Origin of the sequence: Citrobacter sp. Cpo065, assembly GCF_030332805.1 — a bacterium.
Lineage (GTDB): Bacteria > Pseudomonadota > Gammaproteobacteria > Enterobacterales > Enterobacteriaceae > Citrobacter > Citrobacter portucalensis.
The window spans coordinates 407,511-429,421 of sequence record NZ_JAOWHC010000020.1 but is presented as its reverse complement, the minus strand read 5'-3'; the positions used below and the strand labels follow the sequence as shown (position 1 = coordinate 429,421).

At 54.6% G+C, this 21,911-nt stretch carries 21 protein-coding genes and 1 pseudogene; 9 read left to right on the top strand and 13 right to left on the bottom strand.

Annotation, left to right across the window (positions count from 1 at the left end):
• Window positions 1-61 precede the first annotated feature (61 nt).
• From mdcE to prs, 7 genes are all read right to left on the bottom strand, one after another.
• Window positions 62-862: a biotin-independent malonate decarboxylase subunit gamma gene (gene mdcE, locus OGY68_RS04870; RefSeq protein ID WP_032945185.1), complete on the bottom strand. Its 801-nt coding sequence runs from the start codon at window positions 860-862 to the stop codon at window positions 62-64.
• A complete protein-coding gene (locus tag OGY68_RS04865) occupies window positions 862-1,695 on the bottom strand; it encodes a biotin-independent malonate decarboxylase subunit beta (protein ID WP_032945186.1) in 834 nt (277 codons plus the stop codon). The genes mdcE and OGY68_RS04865 overlap by 1 nt, the downstream gene beginning before the upstream one ends.
• Window positions 1,688-1,987 carry a malonate decarboxylase acyl carrier protein gene (mdcC, locus tag OGY68_RS04860; protein ID WP_032945188.1) on the bottom strand — a complete coding sequence of 100 codons (300 nt, stop codon included), beginning with the start codon at window positions 1,985-1,987 and terminating at the stop codon, window positions 1,688-1,690. The genes OGY68_RS04865 and mdcC overlap by 8 nt, the downstream gene beginning before the upstream one ends.
• Window positions 1,988-2,004: 17 nt before the next feature.
• A complete protein-coding gene (locus OGY68_RS04855; protein WP_057067140.1) occupies window positions 2,005-2,865 on the bottom strand; it encodes a triphosphoribosyl-dephospho-CoA synthase in 861 nt (286 codons plus the stop codon).
• The gene (gene mdcA, locus OGY68_RS04850) at window positions 2,865-4,520 is read right to left on the bottom strand and encodes a malonate decarboxylase subunit alpha (RefSeq protein WP_057067141.1); all 1,656 of its coding nucleotides are present in this window, start codon (window positions 4,518-4,520) and stop codon (window positions 2,865-2,867) included. Before mdcA ends, OGY68_RS04855 begins: the two co-directional genes overlap by 1 nt.
• 197 nt (window positions 4,521-4,717) lie before the next feature.
• Window positions 4,718-6,208, bottom strand: a complete 1,491-nt coding sequence (locus tag OGY68_RS04845) for a nicotinate phosphoribosyltransferase (RefSeq protein WP_057067142.1) — start codon at window positions 6,206-6,208, stop codon at window positions 4,718-4,720.
• Between the two features lie 14 nt (window positions 6,209-6,222).
• Window positions 6,223-7,083 (bottom strand): ribose-phosphate diphosphokinase, encoded by an 861-nt coding sequence (gene prs, locus OGY68_RS04840; protein WP_057067143.1) that lies wholly within the window; start codon window positions 7,081-7,083, stop codon window positions 6,223-6,225.
• A gap of 191 nt (window positions 7,084-7,274) precedes the next feature.
• Here prs and OGY68_RS04835 point away from each other — a divergent pair, with 191 nt between their 5' ends.
• The 4 genes and pseudogenes from OGY68_RS04835 (at window position 7,275) to OGY68_RS04820 (ending at window position 10,236) form a co-directional block, all read left to right on the top strand.
• Window positions 7,275-7,994, top strand: a complete 720-nt coding sequence (locus OGY68_RS04835; RefSeq protein ID WP_008786298.1) for an NUDIX domain-containing protein — start codon at window positions 7,275-7,277, stop codon at window positions 7,992-7,994.
• Between the two features lie 35 nt (window positions 7,995-8,029).
• A pseudogene (locus tag OGY68_RS04830) lies at window positions 8,030-9,098 on the top strand (hydrolase).
• Window positions 9,095-9,313, top strand: a complete 219-nt coding sequence (locus OGY68_RS04825) for a YheU family protein (protein ID WP_057067145.1) — start codon at window positions 9,095-9,097, stop codon at window positions 9,311-9,313. The pseudogene OGY68_RS04830 and the gene OGY68_RS04825 overlap by 4 nt, the downstream one beginning before the upstream one ends.
• Before the next feature lie 53 nt (window positions 9,314-9,366).
• Entirely contained in the window at window positions 9,367-10,236 is an 870-nt protein-coding gene (locus tag OGY68_RS04820) for a phosphoribulokinase (protein WP_008786301.1), read from the top strand.
• A gap of 93 nt (window positions 10,237-10,329) precedes the next feature.
• On the opposite strand, the gene OGY68_RS04815 is transcribed toward OGY68_RS04820, so the two are convergent.
• Window positions 10,330-10,737 carry an OsmC family protein gene (locus tag OGY68_RS04815; protein WP_003827750.1) on the bottom strand — a complete coding sequence of 136 codons (408 nt, stop codon included), beginning with the start codon at window positions 10,735-10,737 and terminating at the stop codon, window positions 10,330-10,332.
• A 308-nt stretch (window positions 10,738-11,045) separates the two neighbouring features.
• On the opposite strand from OGY68_RS04815, the gene crp reads away from it, so the two are divergent.
• Window positions 11,046-11,678 (top strand): cAMP-activated global transcriptional regulator CRP, encoded by a 633-nt coding sequence (gene crp, locus OGY68_RS04810; protein WP_000242758.1) that lies wholly within the window; start codon window positions 11,046-11,048, stop codon window positions 11,676-11,678.
• Between the two features lie 51 nt (window positions 11,679-11,729).
• Window positions 11,730-13,817 (top strand): YccS/YhfK family putative transporter, encoded by a 2,088-nt coding sequence (locus OGY68_RS04805; RefSeq protein ID WP_008786302.1) that lies wholly within the window; start codon window positions 11,730-11,732, stop codon window positions 13,815-13,817.
• A 90-nt stretch (window positions 13,818-13,907) separates the two neighbouring features.
• Here OGY68_RS04805 and argD read toward each other — a convergent pair whose 3' ends face one another.
• From argD to ppiA, 5 genes are all read right to left on the bottom strand, one after another.
• Window positions 13,908-15,125, bottom strand: a complete 1,218-nt coding sequence (gene argD, locus OGY68_RS04800; RefSeq protein WP_008786303.1) for a bifunctional acetylornithine/succinyldiaminopimelate transaminase — start codon at window positions 15,123-15,125, stop codon at window positions 13,908-13,910.
• Window positions 15,126-15,210: 85 nt separating this feature from the next.
• Entirely contained in the window at window positions 15,211-15,774 is a 564-nt protein-coding gene (pabA, locus tag OGY68_RS04795) for an aminodeoxychorismate synthase component 2 (RefSeq protein ID WP_048236932.1), read from the bottom strand.
• Window positions 15,775-15,805: 31 nt separating this feature from the next.
• Window positions 15,806-16,408, bottom strand: a complete 603-nt coding sequence (locus OGY68_RS04790; protein WP_005121664.1) for a putative adenosine monophosphate-protein transferase Fic — start codon at window positions 16,406-16,408, stop codon at window positions 15,806-15,808.
• Window positions 16,398-16,565, bottom strand: a complete 168-nt coding sequence (gene ficA, locus OGY68_RS04785) for a FicA/YhfG family antitoxin (protein WP_065772013.1) — start codon at window positions 16,563-16,565, stop codon at window positions 16,398-16,400. Before ficA ends, OGY68_RS04790 begins: the two co-directional genes overlap by 11 nt.
• 106 nt (window positions 16,566-16,671) lie before the next feature.
• Window positions 16,672-17,244 carry a peptidylprolyl isomerase A gene (gene ppiA, locus OGY68_RS04780; protein ID WP_003023595.1) on the bottom strand — a complete coding sequence of 191 codons (573 nt, stop codon included), beginning with the start codon at window positions 17,242-17,244 and terminating at the stop codon, window positions 16,672-16,674.
• A 264-nt stretch (window positions 17,245-17,508) separates the two neighbouring features.
• Between ppiA and tsgA the strand changes: the two genes are divergently transcribed.
• The 3 genes from tsgA (at window position 17,509) to nirD (ending at window position 21,828) form a co-directional block, all read left to right on the top strand.
• The gene (tsgA, locus tag OGY68_RS04775; protein ID WP_032945197.1) at window positions 17,509-18,690 is read left to right on the top strand and encodes an MFS transporter TsgA; all 1,182 of its coding nucleotides are present in this window, start codon (window positions 17,509-17,511) and stop codon (window positions 18,688-18,690) included.
• Between the two features lie 271 nt (window positions 18,691-18,961).
• A complete protein-coding gene (gene nirB, locus OGY68_RS04770; RefSeq protein ID WP_008786307.1) occupies window positions 18,962-21,505 on the top strand; it encodes an NADPH-nitrite reductase large subunit in 2,544 nt (847 codons plus the stop codon).
• Entirely contained in the window at window positions 21,502-21,828 is a 327-nt protein-coding gene (nirD, locus tag OGY68_RS04765; protein ID WP_003023590.1) for a nitrite reductase small subunit NirD, read from the top strand. The genes nirB and nirD overlap by 4 nt, the downstream gene beginning before the upstream one ends.
• The last annotated feature ends 83 nt before the right edge of the window (window positions 21,829-21,911 follow it).

Genomic DNA, 21,911 nt, shown 5'->3' with positions numbered 1-21,911 from the left:
ACCCACGCGGGCGCAGCGTATGCGCCCACGGAGCCGTACATCCGGCAGGTCTCTTTTTTACTTACCAGCTAGCCCGCATACGTTCGCGTACGAGGGCAGAGCTGCGGCGGTTGTCAGCGCCCAGACGGCTTTTCAGCGTCGGGTCCTGACGAGCGTCATTGATGGCCTGTTGCAGCGTGGTTTTCACCAGCGCCAGATCTTGTGCAGATGGGGCATCCGGATTGCTGATATCCAGCAGATTCTCCAGCAGCCCCAGGGTGGCGTAGTTGCTGATGTCATACGCCATTGGCGGAATAGTCGCCGCCAGTTTTTCCAGCGCCTCAACGGTACGCAGGGTGATGCGCGCCGCCGACTCTTTACCCATCGCATGGATCAATACGCCTTTATCGTTGAAGGCTATCAGACGGTTTGCCTGGTAGCCGTGCGCCAGAAACGCGCCGGACATTGCTTTACCAACGATAAGACCAATCACCGGGTGACCCGCCAGACGCGCATTGGCATATGCCGCCGCCGCGCCGGCCAGCGCCTGGTGAATGCCGAAACCTTCTTCACGGCGACCGTAGGCCTGGCTCGGCACGTCAATCACCGCCACAATCGGGCGCTTGACGGCTTTATCGGCATCGGCGGCGATGGTTTCGCTCACCACTTTCGCCAGCGTCCAGCCTTCCAGCAGACCGACTTCGCCTTTGGCTGCGCGTGGATAATGGTTATTGGCATCGGGAACGACCGCGATAAAACGCGCGGTTTCACCGTTCAATTCACCGTCTGCCGCCTGTACGGACGGGCACAGCCCCTCGATACGTTTAGCGTTTGGCACCAGCGTTTCCAGCCATAATTCGCCACGGCTAATTACGTTACTCATCATTTCACCTCCCGGGCGAAGAGCGCTCTAATCTGTTCTGAATCGGCCTGTTTGCGGGTGTCGAAGTTGCTCAGGCGATCGAGATACCAGTCGTAGTTATCGGTGCGATGTTTTGCCGGAACGCCTTTGGCCAGCGCCTCGTTCATGGCGGCTTTCACCGCTTTCACACCGTCGTTGACCAGTGCTTCTACCAGCCCGCTTTGGTAGCGAACTTCCCCCCCTGTCATGCTCCAGATGAACGGACGGTCGCGGGAGTCATACTCTTCAATCCCGGCTTCCTGCTCGATAACCTGCGGGCCGTTGAGGCCGAGGCGCGCTTCACGGGTGACAATCAGATAGCTACACAGCGCCGCCGCAATAGACATCCCACCGAAGCAGCCGACTGTACCGGCCACAATGCCCACCACCGGGGTATAACGACGCAGGTCAACAATCGCCGCATGGATATCGGCAATCGCCGCCAGACCGAGGTTCGCTTCTTGTAAACGCACGCCGCCGGTTTCCAGGCTCAGGACCGCCTGAGTCGGGATGCCGTTGCGGTTATCTTCCGCCGCCAGCTCCAGCGCCGCCGCCATTTTGGCGCCGGACACTTCGCCCATGCTGCCGCCCTGGAACGCGCCTTCAATCGCCACCACCACTGCCGGTTTGCCGTTAATGGTGCCTTTCGCCACCACCATGCCGTCATCAGACTGCGGGACAATGCCCTGTGCGCCGAGCCACGGCGACATCACGCCTTCAAACGGGTCAAGCAGTTCACGGTAGCTGCCTTCGTCCAGCAGCGCATGCGCACGCTGGCGCGCTTTTAATTCGATAAAACTGCGATCATCACGCATAGCTCACCTCTTCAAAAACCTGTTCGATACGGATGCGCGCCACGCCCGGCGTCGCGCCGAAGTCATGGATCGTCAGTTTGCCCGCAGGCAGGCTGCTGACCGTTTGCAGACGGTTGAACAGCGCTTCCCAGCGGCGGGTGCTGTTATCGACAGAAGTGGTGATATCAATGGTTAACGTCTGGCCCTGGTCGGCGGTGAATAACACCTCCATATCCCCAGAGCCCACAACGCCTGCCAGCGCTTTGCCGCTTAAGGTGCGGCTGGCCGGTACGGTTAACGTAATGTGTTCCATAACATCCTCTTAATGCTTTAAATACGGCGATTCGACGTAATTTCGACGCGATCGAGAAACAGCGTGGCGGCGAGCAGGTCAGCGGCACCGCCCGGCGAAGCGTTCAGCGCCAGCATCTGACTATCCAGTTCCGCTAATGCCGCCTGACCTGCTAGATGAGCGCTGCCGCCAGCATTCAGCACGGCTCGCGCGCCGTTCTGCATGGCATCAAGCCCTTCCAGCCCTGCGCGAGACAGCACACAGGTATCGGTCAGTGAGGTCATGATCGCCATCAGCGCATCCAGCCTCGCGTGCGTTTCGCTGCTGCCGCTCAGGCGGCTTAAACGCAGCTGCGGCAGCGCACGTTGCATCACATGCGGAAACGCCTGCTGCGCTTCTTCACGTGCGCCGGGTACGCGGTAACGGTGCGTCGCACGAAGCCCCTTACTGAAGACTTTTGGCGCCGCATCGTCCGGCAGCTTCGCCAGCTCTGCGGCGGTAGCCGCAACCTGTTGGGCGCTACCTCCGCCACCGAGCATCGCCACGGCGCTCACCAGCAGCCCCAGCGCCCAAATCGCGCCGCGGTGGGTATTCACGCCGTGGGTCGCGGCCATCATCTGCTGCTCGCCTTCACGGCCGAGTCGCCCTATGGTTTGTCTGAGCGCAATATCCGCTGGACGCTGCCAGCTTTGCTGCGCCAGCGCCTGAAACGTGGGGGTCAGGCTGTACGCGGAGCGCTCCATTAGCGAAAGCGTAAGATCGTGGTGCGCGCCGTTCCCCCGACTGTCCACCAGACCGGGTTTCGGGCTTAATCGTGCTTCGTCAATCAGACACTGCGTGGCGGTTCGCGCCAGCCATTCGGCACCGCCTTCAACCTGAATCTGGGGCAGAAGTTTCATTACCAGCTCCGGAATTTCGCAGGTGGGTTGTAAAGACCGCCGGACCATTCCACCAGGTCAGCGACACTACCGGCTGCCAGCAGCGAACGGGTGGCATCGGTACGACGAATGCCCATATCTTCCGGATAGACCACCTTGCCGCTCTGACGCAGTTCGGCAACGCGTTTAGCGTCAACGCCCAGACCGATATCGGTGATCCCGGCGACCGCAGCCACCATCGCGCGGCGCTCTTCGAGATCTTTGGCGCGGTAGAGGTAGGCAATACCTTCTTCAGTCAGCACATGAGTCACGTCATCGCCGTAAATCATTACCGGCGCCAGCGGCATGCCGGAGGCTTTCGCCACCTCTACCGCGTCCAGTTTTTCGACGAAGGTTGGCTTCACGCCCGCCTGGAAGGTTTCCACCATCTGCACGACCAGTTTTTTACCGCGCTGCATCGGATCCGGTTCGGTGATCATATTCAGCCAGGCTGGCGTTGCATGACGACGACCGTGCGGGTCATGGCCCATGTTCGGCGCGCCGCCGAAGCCGGAAAGACGGCCGCGGGTTACGGTGGATGAGTTGGCGTAGCCATCAACCTGCAAGGTGGAACCGATAAACATATCCACCGCGTACTGCCCTGCCAACTGGCAGAAGGCGCGGTTAGAACGCATAGAGCCGTCAGAGCCAGTGAAGAAGATGTCCGGACGGGCGCGGATGTACTCTTCCATCCCCAGCTCGCCGCCGAAGCAGTGCACGCTTTCTACCCAGCCGCTTTCAATCGCCGGGATCAGCGTCGGATGCGGGTTCAAAGTCCAGTGTTTACAGATTTTGCCGCGCAGCCCCAGCTGTTCGCCGTAGGTTGGCAGCAGCAGTTCGATAGCGGCAGTGTTGAAGCCGATACCGTGGTTCAGCGACTGCACCTGGTGTTCCGCGTAGATGCCTTTAATCGCCATCATCGCCATCAGGATGTGTTCCTGTTTAATCAGGCGCGGGTCGCGGGTAAACAGCGGTTCAATAAAGAATGGTTTGTCGGCGACAACTACGTAGTCAATCCAGGATCCCGGAATATCCACGCGCGGCAGGTCGCATTCATCATCTACCAGCTCGTTCACCTGCGCGATAACGATACCGTCATGGAAGGCGGCGGCTTCCACCAACGCCGGAGTATCTTCGGTGCTCGGCCCGGTGTAGAGGTTACCTTTACGGTCAGCTTTATAACCGGCAATCAGCGCCACGTTCGGGGCCAGGTCAACATAAAGACGGGAATAGAGTTCGATGTAGGTGTGGATGGCGCCGATTTCCAGTTGGCCATCTTCCAGTAGCTGCGAAATACGCAGGCTCTGGGTACCAGAGAAGGAGAAGTCCAGCTTGCGGGCGATGCCTTTTTCAAAGATATCCAGGTGCTCGCTGCGCCCGACGCTTGGCATAATCATATGCAGGTCGTGGACAATCTGCGGATTGACTTCAGCCAGCATGCGGGACAGGAAATCTGCCTGCTTCTGGTTATTACCTTCTAATACCACGCGGTCACCCGGCGCGATCAGTTTTTCCAGCATCGCGGTCAGGTCTGCGGTCGGCAGCACCTTGCCCTGCACCGGAACGGAAGCCAGGCGGCGCTGTTTTTCCGTACGACGGGTGTTCCAGACTCGTGCTGGCGTTTGCCCAGATAACATTATTAACCTCCTGATTCAGCTAATCATTTTGATTGCTTAACACTGGAAAGAGTGTGCACCCTGGTGAGAAAGTCATCAATTAAGCGTAGGAAAGAATCATTAGCTTGAGAGTAATAATTGAAGTAACCATTTGTGACGATGATCAATTCACGCCGGGAGGGAGGAGGAAGCGGGTAAAGCTACCCGCTTGCGGAAAACTAGCTTTGTGCCGCCAGACGCTGGCGGATATCTTCAAAATGTTCACGGTTAAACAGCTTGCCGTTGAGAAAACGAGTTTTCAGCTCCCCTTCCTGCTCTTGCTCCCAGGTCTGTTCGTCATGCAGACGCAGTTCCCCTTGCTCATCACGTGTGACGCGAAGCAGACCACGGGCTGAACGTTTCAGACCATTATCAGTTTTCGGTTCTTTAAAAATCGTCCGGCCTTTACCGTCGACTTCTCCCCACGTCGCTTTCATCGCAAAACCAAAGGTGTCACGTGTGTTGTATTGATAAGTAAAAGAACCAACGCCAAACACGACGTTTGAACTGGCAAATCCTTTCGCTTCCAGACGACGCAGGATCTCATTCGCTCGCTCAAGGGTGATGGAGTCGCCATAAATCAGTCCGACATGCGGGTCGAGCACCTTGTAACCTTTGGCGTTAATCGTGCCGCCAAAAATCTCCCACAGCACTTCCACGGACCCTTTCTCCTGAGCGGTACGATCGCTGCGGGTATCCTCATCTGCGCCAGTACCACACAGGATCTCCACCGGGTTGCCGCTATCCGGACGGAATACCACCCGACCTTCACGCGCCAGAATGATGCTTTTCAGTTCGCGGGTATATTCCGTCAGCACCTGCCAGTAGTCCCAGGTATCAGAGACTATCGATACAAATCCTTGCGGGTAGAGATCGGCAATCAGGCGGCGGAAGGTTTCAATCTCATGTTCGCGCTCACCCATACACATCACGCTGTGTTCGGTAGCCGGAATGCTGGCGCCGATAAAATAGGGCTCGCCGTCGGTGTAGTAATCGCGGGCGTACAGCAGAGATGGAATACTGTCGGTCCCTTTAAAGCTCAACAAATGCCCACTGCCCGCCTGCATGGTGTCCTGTAATCCGGACATACCGCGAAATGAAAAGTCATGGCACTGGAAGTCAAGGTGCGTCAGGTCGCTACAGGTTTGCTCTGCCCAGCGAGCGCAGATTTTGCGGTAGTGGTGAGCTATCGTGGCATTTGTTGACGCCTTCCACAGCTCCGCCGACAGCACGGTCTCCAGGTAATTCACCAGCCAGAAAAACTCGGGTTGGGTGTTGATGATAGTTAAAACCGGTACCGCCATCGGGACTTTGCTGCCTTCATCCAGCGCCTTGATGTGCAGCGGCAGATAGCCCAACTGATGCAGTGCACGAATATGGTCCACCGCCACCGCATCTTTGCCCAGATAGCTGTCCATGACCTGTTTGTATTCGCTGACCACCTCGTCTTCCGGGCGGGCAAAGAACGCCTCATTAAACAGGTCGACTAAAAACCACTGCATAAAACCCTGCAGGCCGAAGAATACCAGTTTGCCATCCGCCAACGGCGAGGAGAAAAAGCGATCGCTGCGCGGGGTAAAGTTGGAATACACGCGATGGGTACCCTGCGGATACTGTACGCGATGAGAAACTTTGTAGCCGTCGATAGCCAGAATCGGATTCATTTTCATAATCAGTCTCTCCCTCAGGCGCGGTAAATCGCGTCAATATCGATAAGCTCAAGCTGCGGATGTACCAACGCTGGGGCAGCTAAAGAGGTGGTGGTGTAGATAGCGTCAATACCGTTTGCAAACAGGTGATCAACGCCCTTAGAAAAGATACCGTGGGTGACATACAGGCTGACACTGCAGGCGCCAGCATCACGTAACACCTGTGCAGAGCCTATAAACGTACCGCCTGCGTCACACAGATCGTCAACAATCAGCAGATCCCTACCCCTGACGTCTCCGGCCAATAACGCAAATCCCGTCAGGCTGCCGCTTGCCACATCACGTTTTTTACTCAGGATGGCATACTGCTCCACACCGGCTACTCTGGCTACAGCATCAATCTTCTTCAGCGATCCCGCATCGGGAGCAACCAGCATCAGCGCGTTTTGCTGAAACAGCCGCGATAATGACGCGCTTTGCATCAGGCAGACCTCCTGGGGGATCGCCACAAAGTTGTCGATTGCAGCCGCCGCCGCATCGCTGTGCGGGTCGAGCACGTTGACCTTGTCAAATTTCAACGTATTGAGCTGACTGGCGAAGACTTTCAACGCAAAGCTGTCACCCGATACCATATGTCTGTCCTGACGCGCCCACGGCAGCCAGGGGAGGTCGAGATGGCTGACCAGTACATCGGTCTGATGACGTACCGCCTCAACCAGTTGCGCCAGCAGCATAAAATCGTTCATATCACGCATAGCCGTGGCACGGATGCGCATCAGGCGAGCAAAGGTTGGCAACGCATCGGTGACTTTTAACCAGACAGCACCATCAGGAAAAACACCGCTGGCAACGGCATAGGTCTGGTCGTCCAAAGTTAGTGTCAATTTTATGTTCATCGCGCTCACCCCTTAATTGTGTCCCTTCGACACAATTAATAATGTCCCTGTGACACATATTAAGCAAGCATAAAATGAATTATTTTTAAGCCGTGAGCTAATCCACTGATAAGCAATGAGAAAAAACGAACCTTGCCCCCCGGTGTCGGGCTGGTACACTTGTCAGCGTTACAAATCATCGTGAGTACCTTATGACCACCGAAGCCGACTACCTGAATCAGTACGACGCCAGCCGCTTCCCTTCACCTCTGGTGACGGTAGATAGCGTGTTATTTACCCTGCATCAGCAGGCGCTGTGCGTATTACTGGTCGAGCGGGCAAACCAGCCGCAAAAAGGGCGTTGGGGATTACCCGGCGGCTTTATTGATATCGAAAACGATGATTCAACCCGCGCCACCGCGCTGCGCAAACTCACCGAAAAAACAGGCGTTTCGCCTTCGTGGCTGGAACAACTGGATACCTTTTCCGGCCCTGATCGTGACCCGCGCGGCTGGAGCCTGACGGTCACCTGGTTTGCACTAATCGCCTGGGTAGACTGCGCGCCCCATATCGCCAGCGTCAGCAATGCCCGTTGGGTGCCGGTTGATGAACTGAAAAACTATTCACTCGCGTTTGATCACGAGAAAATTATTACCGCGGCGCTACACCGCTTACGGCAAAAAACGATGTACTCGCTCCTGCCCGTATACTGCTTGCCGGAAACATTTACCCATGGGCAACTGCTCGAAGCCACTGAGGTGATCCTCGGCCAGTCGATCCAGCGTAAAAGTCTGATTCGTCGCTTTGAAGCGTCAGGAATGTTTGAAGATACCGGAGAAAGCGTGGCGACAGGGACGCGTAAAGCCCGCCTGTGGCGACGTAAACCCAACGTCGATTTTCATCTTTTCTCGCGTAACCTGCTGACTGACTAGCGACAAAATCACATATTGGCTAACCCGCACGCGCTGTGCGCGGTATAGTTATTCTTTCCGATTATTAATTGCTCCGGTGTTATGGTTGAAATCACGTCCACAGAAATGACCCCACCTACCGACGATTCGCGAGAATTCCGCCCGATGCGCGGTATCAGTAACCGCCATCTGCAGACGATGCTGCCGCGTTTAATTCGCCGCAAGGTGAAGTTCGACGCCCACTGGCAGCGTCTGGAATTGCCTGACGGTGATTTCGTCGATCTGGCGTGGAGCGAAGATCCGCAACAGGCGAAACACAAACCGCGCCTGGTGGTTTTTCACGGTCTGGAAGGCAGTCTGAACAGCCCCTACGCACATGGCCTGATTGAAGCAGCACAAAAGCGCGGCTGGCTGGGTGTGGTAATGCATTTTCGCGGTTGCAGCGGCGAACCCAATCGTCTGAACCGTATTTATCACTCCGGTGAAACAGAAGATGGCACCTGGTTTTTACACTGGCTGGAGCGTGAGTTCGGTCGCGTACCGACCGCGGCGGTAGGTTATTCACTCGGTGGAAACATGCTGGCTTGCCTGCTGGCAAAAGAAGGCAACGATATTCCGATAGATGCGGCGGTTATCGTTTCTGCGCCTTTCGTGCTGGAAGCCTGTAGTTACCATATGGACAAGGGCTTCTCCCGGGTCTACCAGCGCTACCTGCTCAATCTGTTGAAAGCCAATGCCTCACGTAAGCTTGAAGCTTATCCAGGTTCGCTGCCGGTGAGTCTGGCCCAGTTGAAATCTTTGCGCCGCATTCGCGATTTTGACGATCTAATCACCGCCAAAATTCACGGTTTCGCCGATGCTATAGACTATTACCGCCAGTGCAGCGCCATGCCGTTGCTCAATCGGATCGCCAAACCAACGCTGATTATCCATGCGAAAGACGATCCGTTTATGGATCATCATGTGATCCCGAAACCGGAAAATCTGCCCTCACAGGTGGAGTACCAGCTTACTGAACACGGCGGCCACGTCGGATTTATAGGTGGCACGGTGCGCCGTCCTGAGATGTGGCTGGAATCCAGAATCCCGGACTGGCTGACAACGTATCTGGAGACGTCATCATGATTATCCCATGGCAAGATATCTCCCCGGACGCGCTGGAAAATTTGATTGAAAGCTTTGTCTTGCGCGAAGGCACCGATTATGGTGAACATGAACGCTCGCTCGAACAAAAAGTCGCCGACGTCAAACGCCAACTACAATCAGGTGAAGCCGTGCTGGTGTGGTCTGAACTGCATGAAACGGTCAACATTATGCCGAGGAAGCAGATTCACGAGTAATCCGTAGCCGCCGGCCGACTTTACTATAATTACAACCATTTCATGGAGTTGTTATGTCTGCCAAACATCCGGTGATTGCGGTAACAGGATCCAGCGGCGCGGGGACCACCACCACCAGCCTCGCGTTTCGTAAAATTTTCGCGCAGTTAAATCTGCGCGCCGCCGAGGTGGAAGGTGACAGTTTTCATCGCTATACCCGTCCGGAAATGGACATGGCGATTCGCAAAGCGCGCGATGCCGGGCGGCATATCAGCTATTTTGGCCCCGAAGCTAATGACTTCGGCTTGCTGGAACAAACCTTCATCGAATACGGTCAGACGGGCAAAGGCCAGTCGCGAAAATATCTGCACACTTACGATGAGGCCGTACCGTGGAACCAGGTTCCGGGGACATTCACGCCCTGGCAGCCGCTGCCTGAACCGACGGATGTACTGTTCTACGAAGGGCTGCACGGCGGTGTCGTCACCCCACAGCAAAACGTGGCCCGGCATGTCGATCTGCTGGTTGGCGTGGTGCCGATCGTAAACCTGGAATGGATCCAGAAGCTGACCCGCGATACCAGCGAGCGTGGACATTCGCGTGAAGCGGTGATGGACTCGGTGGTACGTTCAATGGACGATTACATCAATTACATCACACCGCAGTTTTCCCGGACGCATATTAACTTCCAGCGCGTACCGACCGTCGATACCTCCAACCCCTTTGCCGCTAAGAGCATTCCATCACTGGATGAAAGCTTTGTCGTGATTCATTTTCGTAACCTGGAAGGGATCGATTATCCCTGGTTACTGGCCATGCTGCAGGGCTCATTCATTTCCCATATCAATACGTTAGTCGTACCTGGCGGCAAGATGGGTCTGGCGATGGAATTGATTATGCTGCCGCTGGTACAGCGACTGATGGAAGGTAAGAAGATCGAGTGATGTAGTCTTTTGCCGGATGGTGGTTGATGCCTTATCCGGCCTACGCGTTTATATCCTGTAGGCCTGATAAGTGTAACGCCATCAGGCATGGCATCACGCAGCAGCAACCACTTCATAGGAATGGGTAATATTCACTGCCTTTTCCAGCATCAACGCCACGGAGCAGTATTTTTCCGCGGAAAGATCGACGGCGCGGGAGACAGACGCATCTTTGAGATCGTTACCCGTTACGATGAAATGCAGGTTGATGTGGGTAAACAGGCGCGGCGCTTCATCACGACGCTCTGAAGTCAGCTTCACTTCGCAGTTGGTCACATCCTGACGCCCCTTTTGCAGGATCGATACCACATCAATTGCGCTACAACCGCCAGCAGCCATTAATACCATTTCCATCGGGCTCGGCGCTTTATCACCGGAGTTACCGTCCATCAAAATTTGGTGGCCAGAGGCGGACTCACCGAGGAAGGTTAACCCCTCAACCCACTTTACACGCGCTTGCATATTTCGTAACTCCAATGTTTCAATTTTCCTGACAGATTACGCGCACATAACAATTCTCGCAACGGAAGGCGACCTGCGTCATGCTGAAGCGAGACACCAGGAGACACACGGCGAAAGCTATGCTAAAACAGACGGGATGCTACAGTAATACATTGACGTACTGCATGTATGCAGAGGACATCACATTACAGGCTGCAGTATATTTTTGACAGCCCCTTTCCCAGGTAGCGGGAAGCATATTTTTGCAAACCCAGAGGCAGCGTCGTTTTCTGGCTCTGGAGACAGCTTATAACAGAGGATAACCGCGCATGGTGCTTGGCAAACCGCAAACAGACCCGACTCTCGAATGGTTCTTGTCTCATTGCCATATTCATAAGTACCCATCGAAGAGCACGCTGATTCACCAGGGTGAAAAAGCGGAAACGTTGTATTACATCGTTAAAGGCTCCGTGGCAGTGCTGATCAAAGATGAAGAAGGGAAAGAAATGATCCTTTCTTATCTGAATCAGGGCGATTTTATTGGTGAATTAGGCCTCTTCGAAGAAGGTCAGGAACGTAGCGCCTGGGTACGTGCCAAAACCGCATGTGAAGTCGCTGAAATTTCCTACAAAAAATTTCGCCAATTAATCCAGGTCAACCCGGATATTCTGATGCGCCTGTCTTCTCAGATGGCTCGTCGTCTGCAGGTCACGTCTGAAAAAGTGGGCAACCTTGCCTTCCTCGACGTAACCGGTCGTATCGCGCAGACTCTGCTGAATCTGGCGAAACAGCCTGATGCGATGACCCACCCGGACGGCATGCAGATTAAAATCACCCGTCAGGAAATCGGCCAGATCGTTGGCTGCTCCCGTGAGACCGTCGGTCGTATTCTGAAGATGCTGGAAGATCAGAACCTGATCTCCGCACACGGTAAGACCATCGTCGTCTACGGCACGCGTTAACCCCATCGAAGTGGCGCGTTACCCAGTAATGCGCCACTTTTGTTTACTCCGATGTGGCGAAGACTGATATACCACCCAGAGATCAACTACGCACTACGACAAACGCTGGTGCTATGTTTACCTGTGGCTGTTGGTCTGATCATCGGTCAGCTTCATTTGGGGCTTCTCTTTTCCCTCGTCCCTGCCTGCTGCAACATTGCCGGTCTTGATACCCCGCACAAGCGCTTTTTCAAACGCTTAGTCATTGGTGCATCGCTGTTTGCCGGGTGCAGCTTGATCATGCAGCTACTGCTTGCGCAAACTATACCGCTACCATTGATCCTCACCGGCCTGACGCTGATTCTTGGCGTAACCGCCGAGCTAAGCCCCTTGCATGCGCGATTACTGCCAGCCTCGCTAATCGCGGCGATTTTCACGCTCAGCCTGGCCGGGAATATGCCCGTCTGGGAGCCGCTGCTGATTTACGCGCTGGGCACGTTATGGTACGGCCTGTTCAACTGGTTCTGGTTCTGGATGTGGCGCGAGCAACCGCTCCGTGAATCGCTCAGCTTGCTGTACCGTGAATTAGCCGATTACTGTGAAGCCAAGTACAGCATGCTGACCCAGCATGCCGACCCAGAAAAAGCGCTGCCTCCCCTGCTGGTTCGCCAACAAAAGGCGGTGGATCTGATTACCCAGTGCTATCAGCAAATGCATATGCTGTCAGCACATCACAACAACGAATACAAACGCCTGCTGCGTGCTTTCCAGGAGGCGCTGGATTTACAGGAGCATATTTCCGTTAGCCTCCACCAGCCAGAAGAAGTGCAAAAACTGGTTGAGCGTAGCCACGCGGAGCAGGTAATTCGCTGGAACGCGCGAACCGTCGCCGAACGCCTTCGGGTACTGGCCGATGATATTTTGTATCACCGCTTGCCGACCCGTTTCTCGATGGAAAAGCAGATTGGCACGCTGGAGAAAATAGCCAGGCAGCATCCGGACAATCCGGTGGGGCAATTTTGCTACTGGCACTTCAGCCGTATTGCCCGCGTGCTACGGACCCAGCGCCCGCTATATGCCCGTGACTTAATGGCTGACAAGCAGCGTCGGTTGCCGCTGATCCCTGCCCTGAAAAACTACCTGTCGTTGAAATCCCCAGCGCTGCGCAATGCCGGACGCATCAGCGTTATGTTGAGTATCGCCAGCCTGATGGGCAGCGCCTTACACCTGCCAAAGCCTTACTGGATTTTGATGACAGTCCTGTTTGTTACGCAAAATGGCTACGGGGCGACCCGGGTGCGCATCTTACACCGTTCCGTAGGTACGCTCGTTGGACTGGTTATTGCCGGCGTCACGTTGCACTTTCATATTCCCGAAGGTTTCACGCTGGCGGCCATGCTGCTGATCACCCTGGTGAGCTATCTGATCATCCGTAAAAACTACGGCTGGGCTACCGTCGGTTTTACGGTAACGGCGGTATACACCCTGCAACTGCTGACGCTGAACGGGGAAGAGTTTATCGTGCCGCGGTTTGTCGATACGGTCATTGGCTGCTTAATCGCCTTTGGCGGCACGCTCTGGCTGTGGCCACAGTGGCAGAGCGGTCTGCTGCGTAAGAACGCCCACGATGCGTTAGAAGCCGACCAGGAGGCAATTCGTCTGATCCTCAGCAACGATCCACAGGCCACGCCGCTGGCGTATCAACGCATGCGCGTCAACCAGACACAAAACACGCTGTTCAACTCGCTGAACCAGGCAATGCAGGAGCCGGGATTTAACTCGCACTACCTTGCAGACATGAAACTGTGGGTCACGCACAGCCAGTTCATCGTTGAACACATCAACGCGATGACCACGCTGGCAAGGGAACATACGATGCTGACGCCGGATTTGGCGCAGCGGTATCTGGAGTCCTGTGAAATTGCACTCCAGCGCTGTCAGCAGCGGCTGGAATATGATGGGCCGGGAAGCTCGGGAGATGTGAATATTCTCGAAGCGCCAGAGATGCTGTCCCATGGTCCGTTAAGCACCCTTGAGCAGCATCTGCAGCGGGTTCTTGGGCATCTGAACACCATGCATACCATTTCGTCGGTAGCATGGCGTCAGCGACCGCACCACGGGATCTGGCTGAGCCGCCGACTACGGGACATGAAGGGTTAAGAGATTTGCCGGATGCGCTACGCTTATCCGGCCAACGAATCACACCTTACCCTGTAAGCCGGATAAGGCGCTCGCGCCGCTATCCGGCAATCAGCCCACCACCTTCGCTACCGCCTGCGCGAAGCGCTGCATCCCTTCATCGATATCCGCCTGCTCTACTACCAGCGACGGCGCGAAACGCATTACGTCCGGCCCGGCGTTCAGCACCATCACCCCTTCGTGCGCGGCGGCATAAAGGAAATCGCGTGCCCGGCCTTTAAACTGCGGCTTCAGCTCGGCGCCAATCAGCAGCCCCATCCCGCGAATATCGCTGAAAATGTCGAACTGTTGATCAATCTTGTGCAAATGCTGGACAAACGCCTGACGCCGGGCCTGAATGCCTCCCAGCACGTCCGGCGTGTTGATGATATCAAACGCTGCCCCCGCTACCGCGCAGGCCAGCGGGTTACCGCCGTAGGTGGAGCCGTGCGAACCCACGTGGAACGCGGAGGCAATCTCCTGAGTGGTCAACACCGCACTTACCGGGAAGCCGCCACCGAGCGCCTTCGCGCTGGTGAGGATATCCGGCGTCACGCCGTAGTGCATATAGGCAAACAAATCGCCGGTACGCCCCATCCCGCTCTGCACTTCATCAAATACCAACAGCGCCTGGTGCTGGTCACAAAGTTCACGCAAACCTTGCAGGAATTCCGGCGTTGCCGCAGTGACGCCGCCCTCTCCCTGAATAGGCTCAACCACCACCGCGCAGGTGTGATCGTCCATCACCGCTTTGACCGCATGCAGATCGTTAAACGGGACATGGATGATATCCGCCGGTTTTGGCCCAAAGCCGTCGGAGTATTTCGGCTGCCCACCAACGGACACGGTAAACAGCGAACGGCCGTGAAACGCATTATGGAAGGCAATGATTTTGGTTTTGAACGGGCTATGACGCACGCAGGCATAGTGGCGCGCCAGCTTAAAGGCGGTTTCGTTGGCTTCAGTACCGGAGTTCATGAACAGCACGCGCTCGGCAAAGGTCGCATCAATGATTTTACGGCCTAAGCGCAACGCCGGTTCGTTGGTAAATACGTTGCTGGTATGCCACAGGGTTTCACCCTGGGTTTTTAACGCCTCAACCAATGCCGGATGGCAATGCCCTAACGCGGTCACTGCAATGCCGCCCGCGAAATCAACATACTCTTTGCCCTGTTGATCCCACACTCGACTCCCTTTTCCTTTTACCGGGATAAACTCAGCCGGTGCATAAATCGGCAAAATCACTTCATCGAATGTCGCGCGCGTAATTGCAGTTTGTTCAGTTGCCATGTCATTACCACCCTGTTAAGCAGAAACGCCAGTGAAATTATAATCACAAAATATGAATAAAAAATCACTGAATAGCAACTACAAATCAGCGATTGAGAAAATTAGCCAGCAGCTGATGCCCCTGTTCGCTGAGAATACTCTCCGGGTGAAACTGTACCCCTTCCATATCCCACTCGCGGTGACGAATGCCCATAATCTCCTGCGTTTCACTCCAGGCCGTCACCTCAAAGCACTCGGGAAGCGTCTCAGGGGCAACCACCAGAGAGTGGTAGCGCGTCACCGTTAATGGGTTAGCGAGTCCCTGAAAAACACCCTGCCCGGTATGGGTAATCGGCGAGGTTTTACCGTGCATCACTTTAGCCGCCCGAACCACGCTCGCGCCAAAGGCCTGCGCCATCGCCTGGTGGCCAAGACAAACACCCAACAAGGGAAGCTTACCGGCGAAATGACGAATAACGTCCAGTGAGATACCGGCGTCATCCGGCGTGCATGGTCCAGGGGAAATCACGATTTTTTGCGGGTTCAGCGCGTCGATTTGCGCCAGCGTCAGCTCGTCGTTGCGCCGGACAAGGACATCAGCGCCCAGTTCGCAGAAGTATTGGTACAGGTTCCAGGTAAAAGAATCATAGTTATCAATAAGCAGGATCATGGCGGCTCCGGTACATAAGAACCGCGCTATTCTACTCAGTTTCCGGGGCTTCGCTTACCACTTTACGAAATATCGCCCGCAGTGCAGACAGGTCACCCATCGCCCCGCTCTGATTAGCCTGATTCCACTCCTCAACCGGAATGCCATCCCAGCTCAGCATATACCCGGCATGAATCGCTAACTGTTCGAAGAAAATACGCTGCGCCAGGCCACTGCCAATGCGAAACGGATGCAGCACATTGATTTCGCAATAATAGTGCGCAAGACGATCGACAAACTTGTCTTCCGGTAATCCCACCAGCCAGGACTCATCTTCCAGGTCCTGCATCAGCGCATTGCCCTCTTTCTCGATATAGGCGAAGTGGCAAAAGCGAGTATCGCCCTGGTAAATATCGACTTCACGCAGGTGTCCCGCCCAGTCAAAAATATCCCGATACAGCTGGCGATGAATGGCGCACAGGTGCGGTAAGCCCCGTTTAAGCGGCCCCAATTCGATAGTCGCCGCACGCAGCGCTGTCAGTTCATAAGCCGCCTGCGCTAAACGCTGCGCCTGATGAATCCCCAGACGGTTACGCATGACATTCAGGCCCGGATATAAATACGGGTCGCGACCATCACCGAATTTATCGCTCATAGTGCCTCCTCAGCTCTTCAAGACGCGCCTGGGCGTCTTCAGCACTCAGAGTAACCCGTGGAATATCTACGCCTTCCAGCCGTCGGCTGGCCTGGAAATTGGCGTTTCGCCGTTGTTCCCACAGCCTGGACTTTTGTTTATCGGTGAGTTTTTTCACGTGACCTCCCTGAATGAGCCGACACTTGCCACAAGTATAAGCAGCAATTTCGGGTTACGCAGAGAGAGGGGTGAACGCGGGCAAGAACTACCCGCGCAAGATACGATTACGGCAGGACTTTAGCAGAAAGGATAACAATCGGTTTTGACGGGACATTCTGGTATGGACCGACATCATGGGTCTGTACCTGAGAGATCTTATCCGCGACATCCATACCTTTCACAACTTTACCGAAAACAGCGTAGCCAAAGTCGCGCTGGCCGTGATCGAGGAAAGCGTTATCTGCAATGTTGATAAAGAACTGGCTGGTCGCGCTGTCTTTATCCGCTGTACGCGCCATAGCAATCGTGCCGCGAGTGTTACGCAGTCCGTTATCGGCTTCATTCTTGATTGGCGGGTTAGGTTTCTTCTGCTGCATCTGCTCGGTAAAACCGCCGCCCTGCACCATGAAGCCTGGGATCACACGGTGGAACGTGGTGTTGTTATAGAAACCACTGTTGACATAATCGACAAAGTTTTGCACTGAAACCGGGGCTTTCTGACTGTTCAGCTCCAGCTCAATGTTACCAGCAGAGGTTGTCAGCAGAACATGTGGATCACCTTTTGCTGCCAGTGCTGCGGGAGAGAGAGCAGAAAGAGCGAGAACAGCTGCAACAGCCGCCAGAGTCGATTTGAGCATGAGAATTCCTTAACAAGAGCAGAAATGAAGCAAGTGAATTGATTCTAAAGAGCCTTCAAGGACAAGGCCATCCCTTTACTTAATTTTACGTACCTGAAACAAATGTAACCTCATGGCTGCAAGTATCAATGTGATCAAGATCACATAGAAAAATGTAACGCACCAAGTTATTACCGATAAATATTTAAATGCGTCACTAAAGCGCCTAAAATCTGCCCGCTCATGGCGCAGTCAATGCGCCTTACACTTCTATACAGGCCAGTCATGACTAACAGCAATCGCATCAAGCTCACATGGATTAGCTTTCTCTCCTACGCCCTGACAGGTGCGTTGGTAATTGTCACCGGGATGGTGATGGGAAACATCGCAGATTACTTCCATTTGCCCGTTTCCAGCATGAGTAACACCTTCACCTTCCTGAATGCCGGCATTCTGATCTCTATCTTTCTGAATGCATGGTTAATGGAAATCGTGCCACTGAAAACCCAGTTGCGCTTCGGCTTTATCCTGATGGTACTGGCCGTTGCCGGACTGATGTTCAGCCATAGCCTGGCCTTGTTCTCCGCCGCCATGTTTGTATTGGGCCTGGTGAGCGGTATTACCATGTCGATCGGTACGTTCCTGGTAACTCAAATGTACGAAGGTCGCCAGCGCGGTTCCCGCCTGCTGTTTACTGACTCCTTCTTCAGCATGGCCGGCATGATTTTCCCGATGGTTGCCGCGTTCCTGTTAGCGCGCAGCATCGAATGGTATTGGGTCTATGCCTGCATCGGCCTCGTATACGTCGCCATTTTCCTGCTGACCTTCGGTTGTGAATTCCCGGCACTGGGTAAACACGCTCAGCAGTCAGACGCGCCGGTAGTAAAAGAAAAATGGGGGATTGGCGTGCTGTTTCTGGCGATCGCTGCACTGTGCTACATCCTCGGTCAGTTGGGTTTTATCTCCTGGGTCCCGGAGTACGCCAAAAGTCTGGGCATGAGCCTGAACGATGCGGGTAAACTGGTCAGCGACTTCTGGATGTCTTACATGGTTGGCATGTGGGCATTTAGCTTTATTCTGCGTTTCTTCGATTTGCAGCGTATCCTGACCGTACTGGCGGGTCTGGCTACCGTCCTGATGTATCTGTTTATCACCGGTACGCCAGAGCATATGCCGTGGTTTATTATGACGCTGGGCTTCTTCTCCAGTGCGATTTATACCACCATCATTACCCTTGGCTCCCAGCAGACGAAGGTCGCCTCACCCAAACTGGTTAACTTCGTTCTGACCTGCGGCACCATCGGCACTATGCTCACTTTCGTCGTCACCGGCCCTATCGTGGCACACAGCGGCCCGCAGGCGGCATTGCAAACAGCTAACGGCTTGTATGCGGTTGTATTCGTGATGTGCTTTATTCTTGGGTTTGTCACGCGCCATCGCCAGCATAACGCCCCAGCAACGCATTAATCTCACTGCCGGATGGTATCCACATCATCCGGCACATTCTCACCCTCCTCTTCTTTCACTGGTCATGTAGGCCAATTCTTACAAAAACCCCTTAATTTGTACGCTATTTATACAAACACGAAAACCCAAATAATTCCGTCACTTATAAAAATGCTGACAAATCAGTTATATACCTCTTAAGGAGTATATAAGGGCGAATTTGATTTGTATCAATAAGCGCGGTTGCTGAATCGTTAAGGTAGGCAGTAATAGAAAAGAAATCGAGGCAAAAATGAGCAAAGTCAGACTCGCTATTATCGGTAATGGTATGGTCGGCCATCGCTTTATTGAGGATCTTCTTGATAAATCCGACGCTGCCAATTTTGATATTACCGTCTTCTGTGAAGAACCCCGCAAAGCGTACGACCGCGTACACCTGTCTTCCTACTTCTCACACCACACCGCCGAAGAGCTTTCTCTGGTGCGTGAAGGATTCTACGAGAAGCACGGTGTTAAGGTGTTAGTGGGCGAGCGCGCAATTACCATTAACCGCCAGGAGAAGGTGATCCACTCCAGCGCAGGTCGTACGGTTTACTACGATAAGCTGATCATGGCGACGGGCTCTTACCCGTGGATCCCACCGATTAAAGGTTCGGAAACCCAGGACTGCTTCGTTTACCGCACCATCGAAGACCTCAACGCGATTGAGTCTTGCGCGCGCCGCAGCAAACGCGGTGCTGTTGTCGGCGGTGGTCTACTGGGCCTGGAAGCCGCCGGTGCGCTGAAAAGCCTCGGCGTTGAAACCCACGTGATTGAATTCGCCCCAATGCTGATGGCTGAACAGCTGGATCATATGGGTGGCGAGCAGTTACGTCGCAAAATTGAAAGCATGGGCGTGCGTGTGCACACCAGCAAAAACACCAAAGAGATCGTTCAGGAAGGCACCGAAGCGCGCAAAACCATGCGTTTTGCCGACGGTAGCGAACTGGAAGTCGATTTCATCGTCTTCTCTACCGGTATTCGTCCACGCGACAAACTGGCCACCCAGTGCGGTCTGGACGTCGCGCCACGCGGCGGGATCGTCATTAACGACACTTGCCAGACATCTGACCCGGACATCTATGCCATCGGCGAATGCGCCAGCTGGAACAACCGCGTGTATGGTCTGGTCGCTCCAGGCTATAAAATGGCGCAGGTTGCCGTTGACCATATTCTCGAAACTGAAAATGCCTTTGAAGGCGCGGACCTGAGCGCCAAGCTGAAGCTGCTCGGCGTTGACGTCGGTGGTATTGGTGATGCGCATGCGCGCACGCCGGGCGCACGTAGCTACGTCTATCTCGACGAAAGCAAAGAAGTCTACAAACGCCTGATCGTTAGCGAAGATAACAAAACCCTGCTCGGCGCGGTTCTGGTGGGCGACACCAGCGATTACGGCAATCTGCTGCAACTGGTGCTGAACGCCATCGAACTGCCGGAAAACCCGGATTCACTGATTCTGCCAGCACACGCAGGCAGCGGTAAGCCGTCTATCGGTGTCGATAAACTGCCGGACAGCGCGCAGATTTGCTCCTGTTTTGACGTCACCAAAGGCATGCTGGTTGCCGCTATCAACAAGGGCTGCCATACCGTTGCGGCGCTGAAAGCGGAAACCAAAGCCGGTACCGGCTGCGGCGGGTGTATCCCGCTGGTAACGCAGGTCCTGAACGCCGAACTGGCGAAACAGGGTATCGAAGTTAACAACAACCTGTGTGAACACTTCCCGTACTCACGTCAGGAACTGTTCCATCTCATCCGCGTAGAAGGCATCAAAACCTTCGAAGAGCTGCTGGCAAAACACGGGAAAGGTTACGGCTGCGAAGTGTGTAAACCTACCGTAGGTTCCCTGCTGGCTTCCTGCTGGAATGAGTACATCCTCAAACCGCAGCACACGCCGTTGCAGGACACCAACGACAACTTCCTGGCGAACATCCAGAAAGACGGTACTTATTCCGTGATCCCGCGCTCTGCGGGTGGCGAAATTACCCCTGAAGGCCTGGTAGCTGTGGGCCGTATCGCGCGTGAATTTAACCTGTACACCAAAATTACCGGTTCTCAGCGTATCGGCCTGTTCGGCGCGCAGAAAGATGACCTGCCGGAAATCTGGCGTCAGCTGATTGAAGCCGGTTTTGAAACCGGTCACGCGTATGCCAAAGCGCTGCGTATGGCAAAAACCTGCGTAGGCAGCACCTGGTGCCGTTACGGCGTCGGCGATAGCGTGGGCTTCGGCGTGGAGTTGGAAAATCGCTACAAAGGCATTCGTACCCCGCACAAAATGAAATTCGGCGTCTCCGGCTGTACCCGTGAATGTGCGGAAGCTCAGGGTAAAGACGTGGGTATCATCGCCACTGAGAAAGGCTGGAACCTGTACGTTTGCGGTAACGGCGGGATGAAACCTCGTCATGCAGACCTGCTGGCAGCGGATATCGATCGCGAAACGCTGCTCAAGTACCTTGACCGTTTCATGATGTTCTACATCCGTACTGCCGACAAACTGACCCGTACCGCACCGTGGTTAGACAATCTGGAAGGCGGTATCGAGTATCTGAAGTCCGTCATCATCGACGACAAGTTGGGCCTGAACCAGCATCTTGAAGAAGAGATGGCCCGTCTGCGTGAAGCTGTGGTGTGTGAGTGGACAGAAACCGTTAACACCCCATCCGCGCAGGTTCGCTTCAAACACTTTATCAACAGCGAAAAACGCGATCCGAATGTCCAGGTTGTGCCTGAACGTGAACAACATCGTCCGGCCACGCCTTATGAGCGTATCCCGGTGACTCTGGTGGAGGAAAACGCATGAGCCAGTGGAAAAACATCTGCAAAATCGATGACATTCTGCCTGCAACAGGCGTCTGCGCCCTGTTAGGTAACGAGCAGGTTGCGATTTTCCGCCCGTATCACAGCGACCAGGTGTTTGCGATCAGCAACATCGACCCGTTCTTTGAGTCCAGCGTGCTTTCTCGTGGGCTGATTGCTGAACATCAGGGCGAATTGTGGGTTGCCAGCCCGCTGAAAAAACAGCGTTTTCGCTTAAGCGACGGTCTGTGCATGGAAGACGAACAGTTCTCCGTGAAACATTACGAAGCGCGAGTGAAAGACGGCACGGTGCAACTGCGCGGTTAATTAATTTTGGGAGGCGCAACGCCTCCCCTTTTTTGACGTATTTGTAGGTCTTTTAATGGTAGGCCTGATAAGCGTAGCGCCAT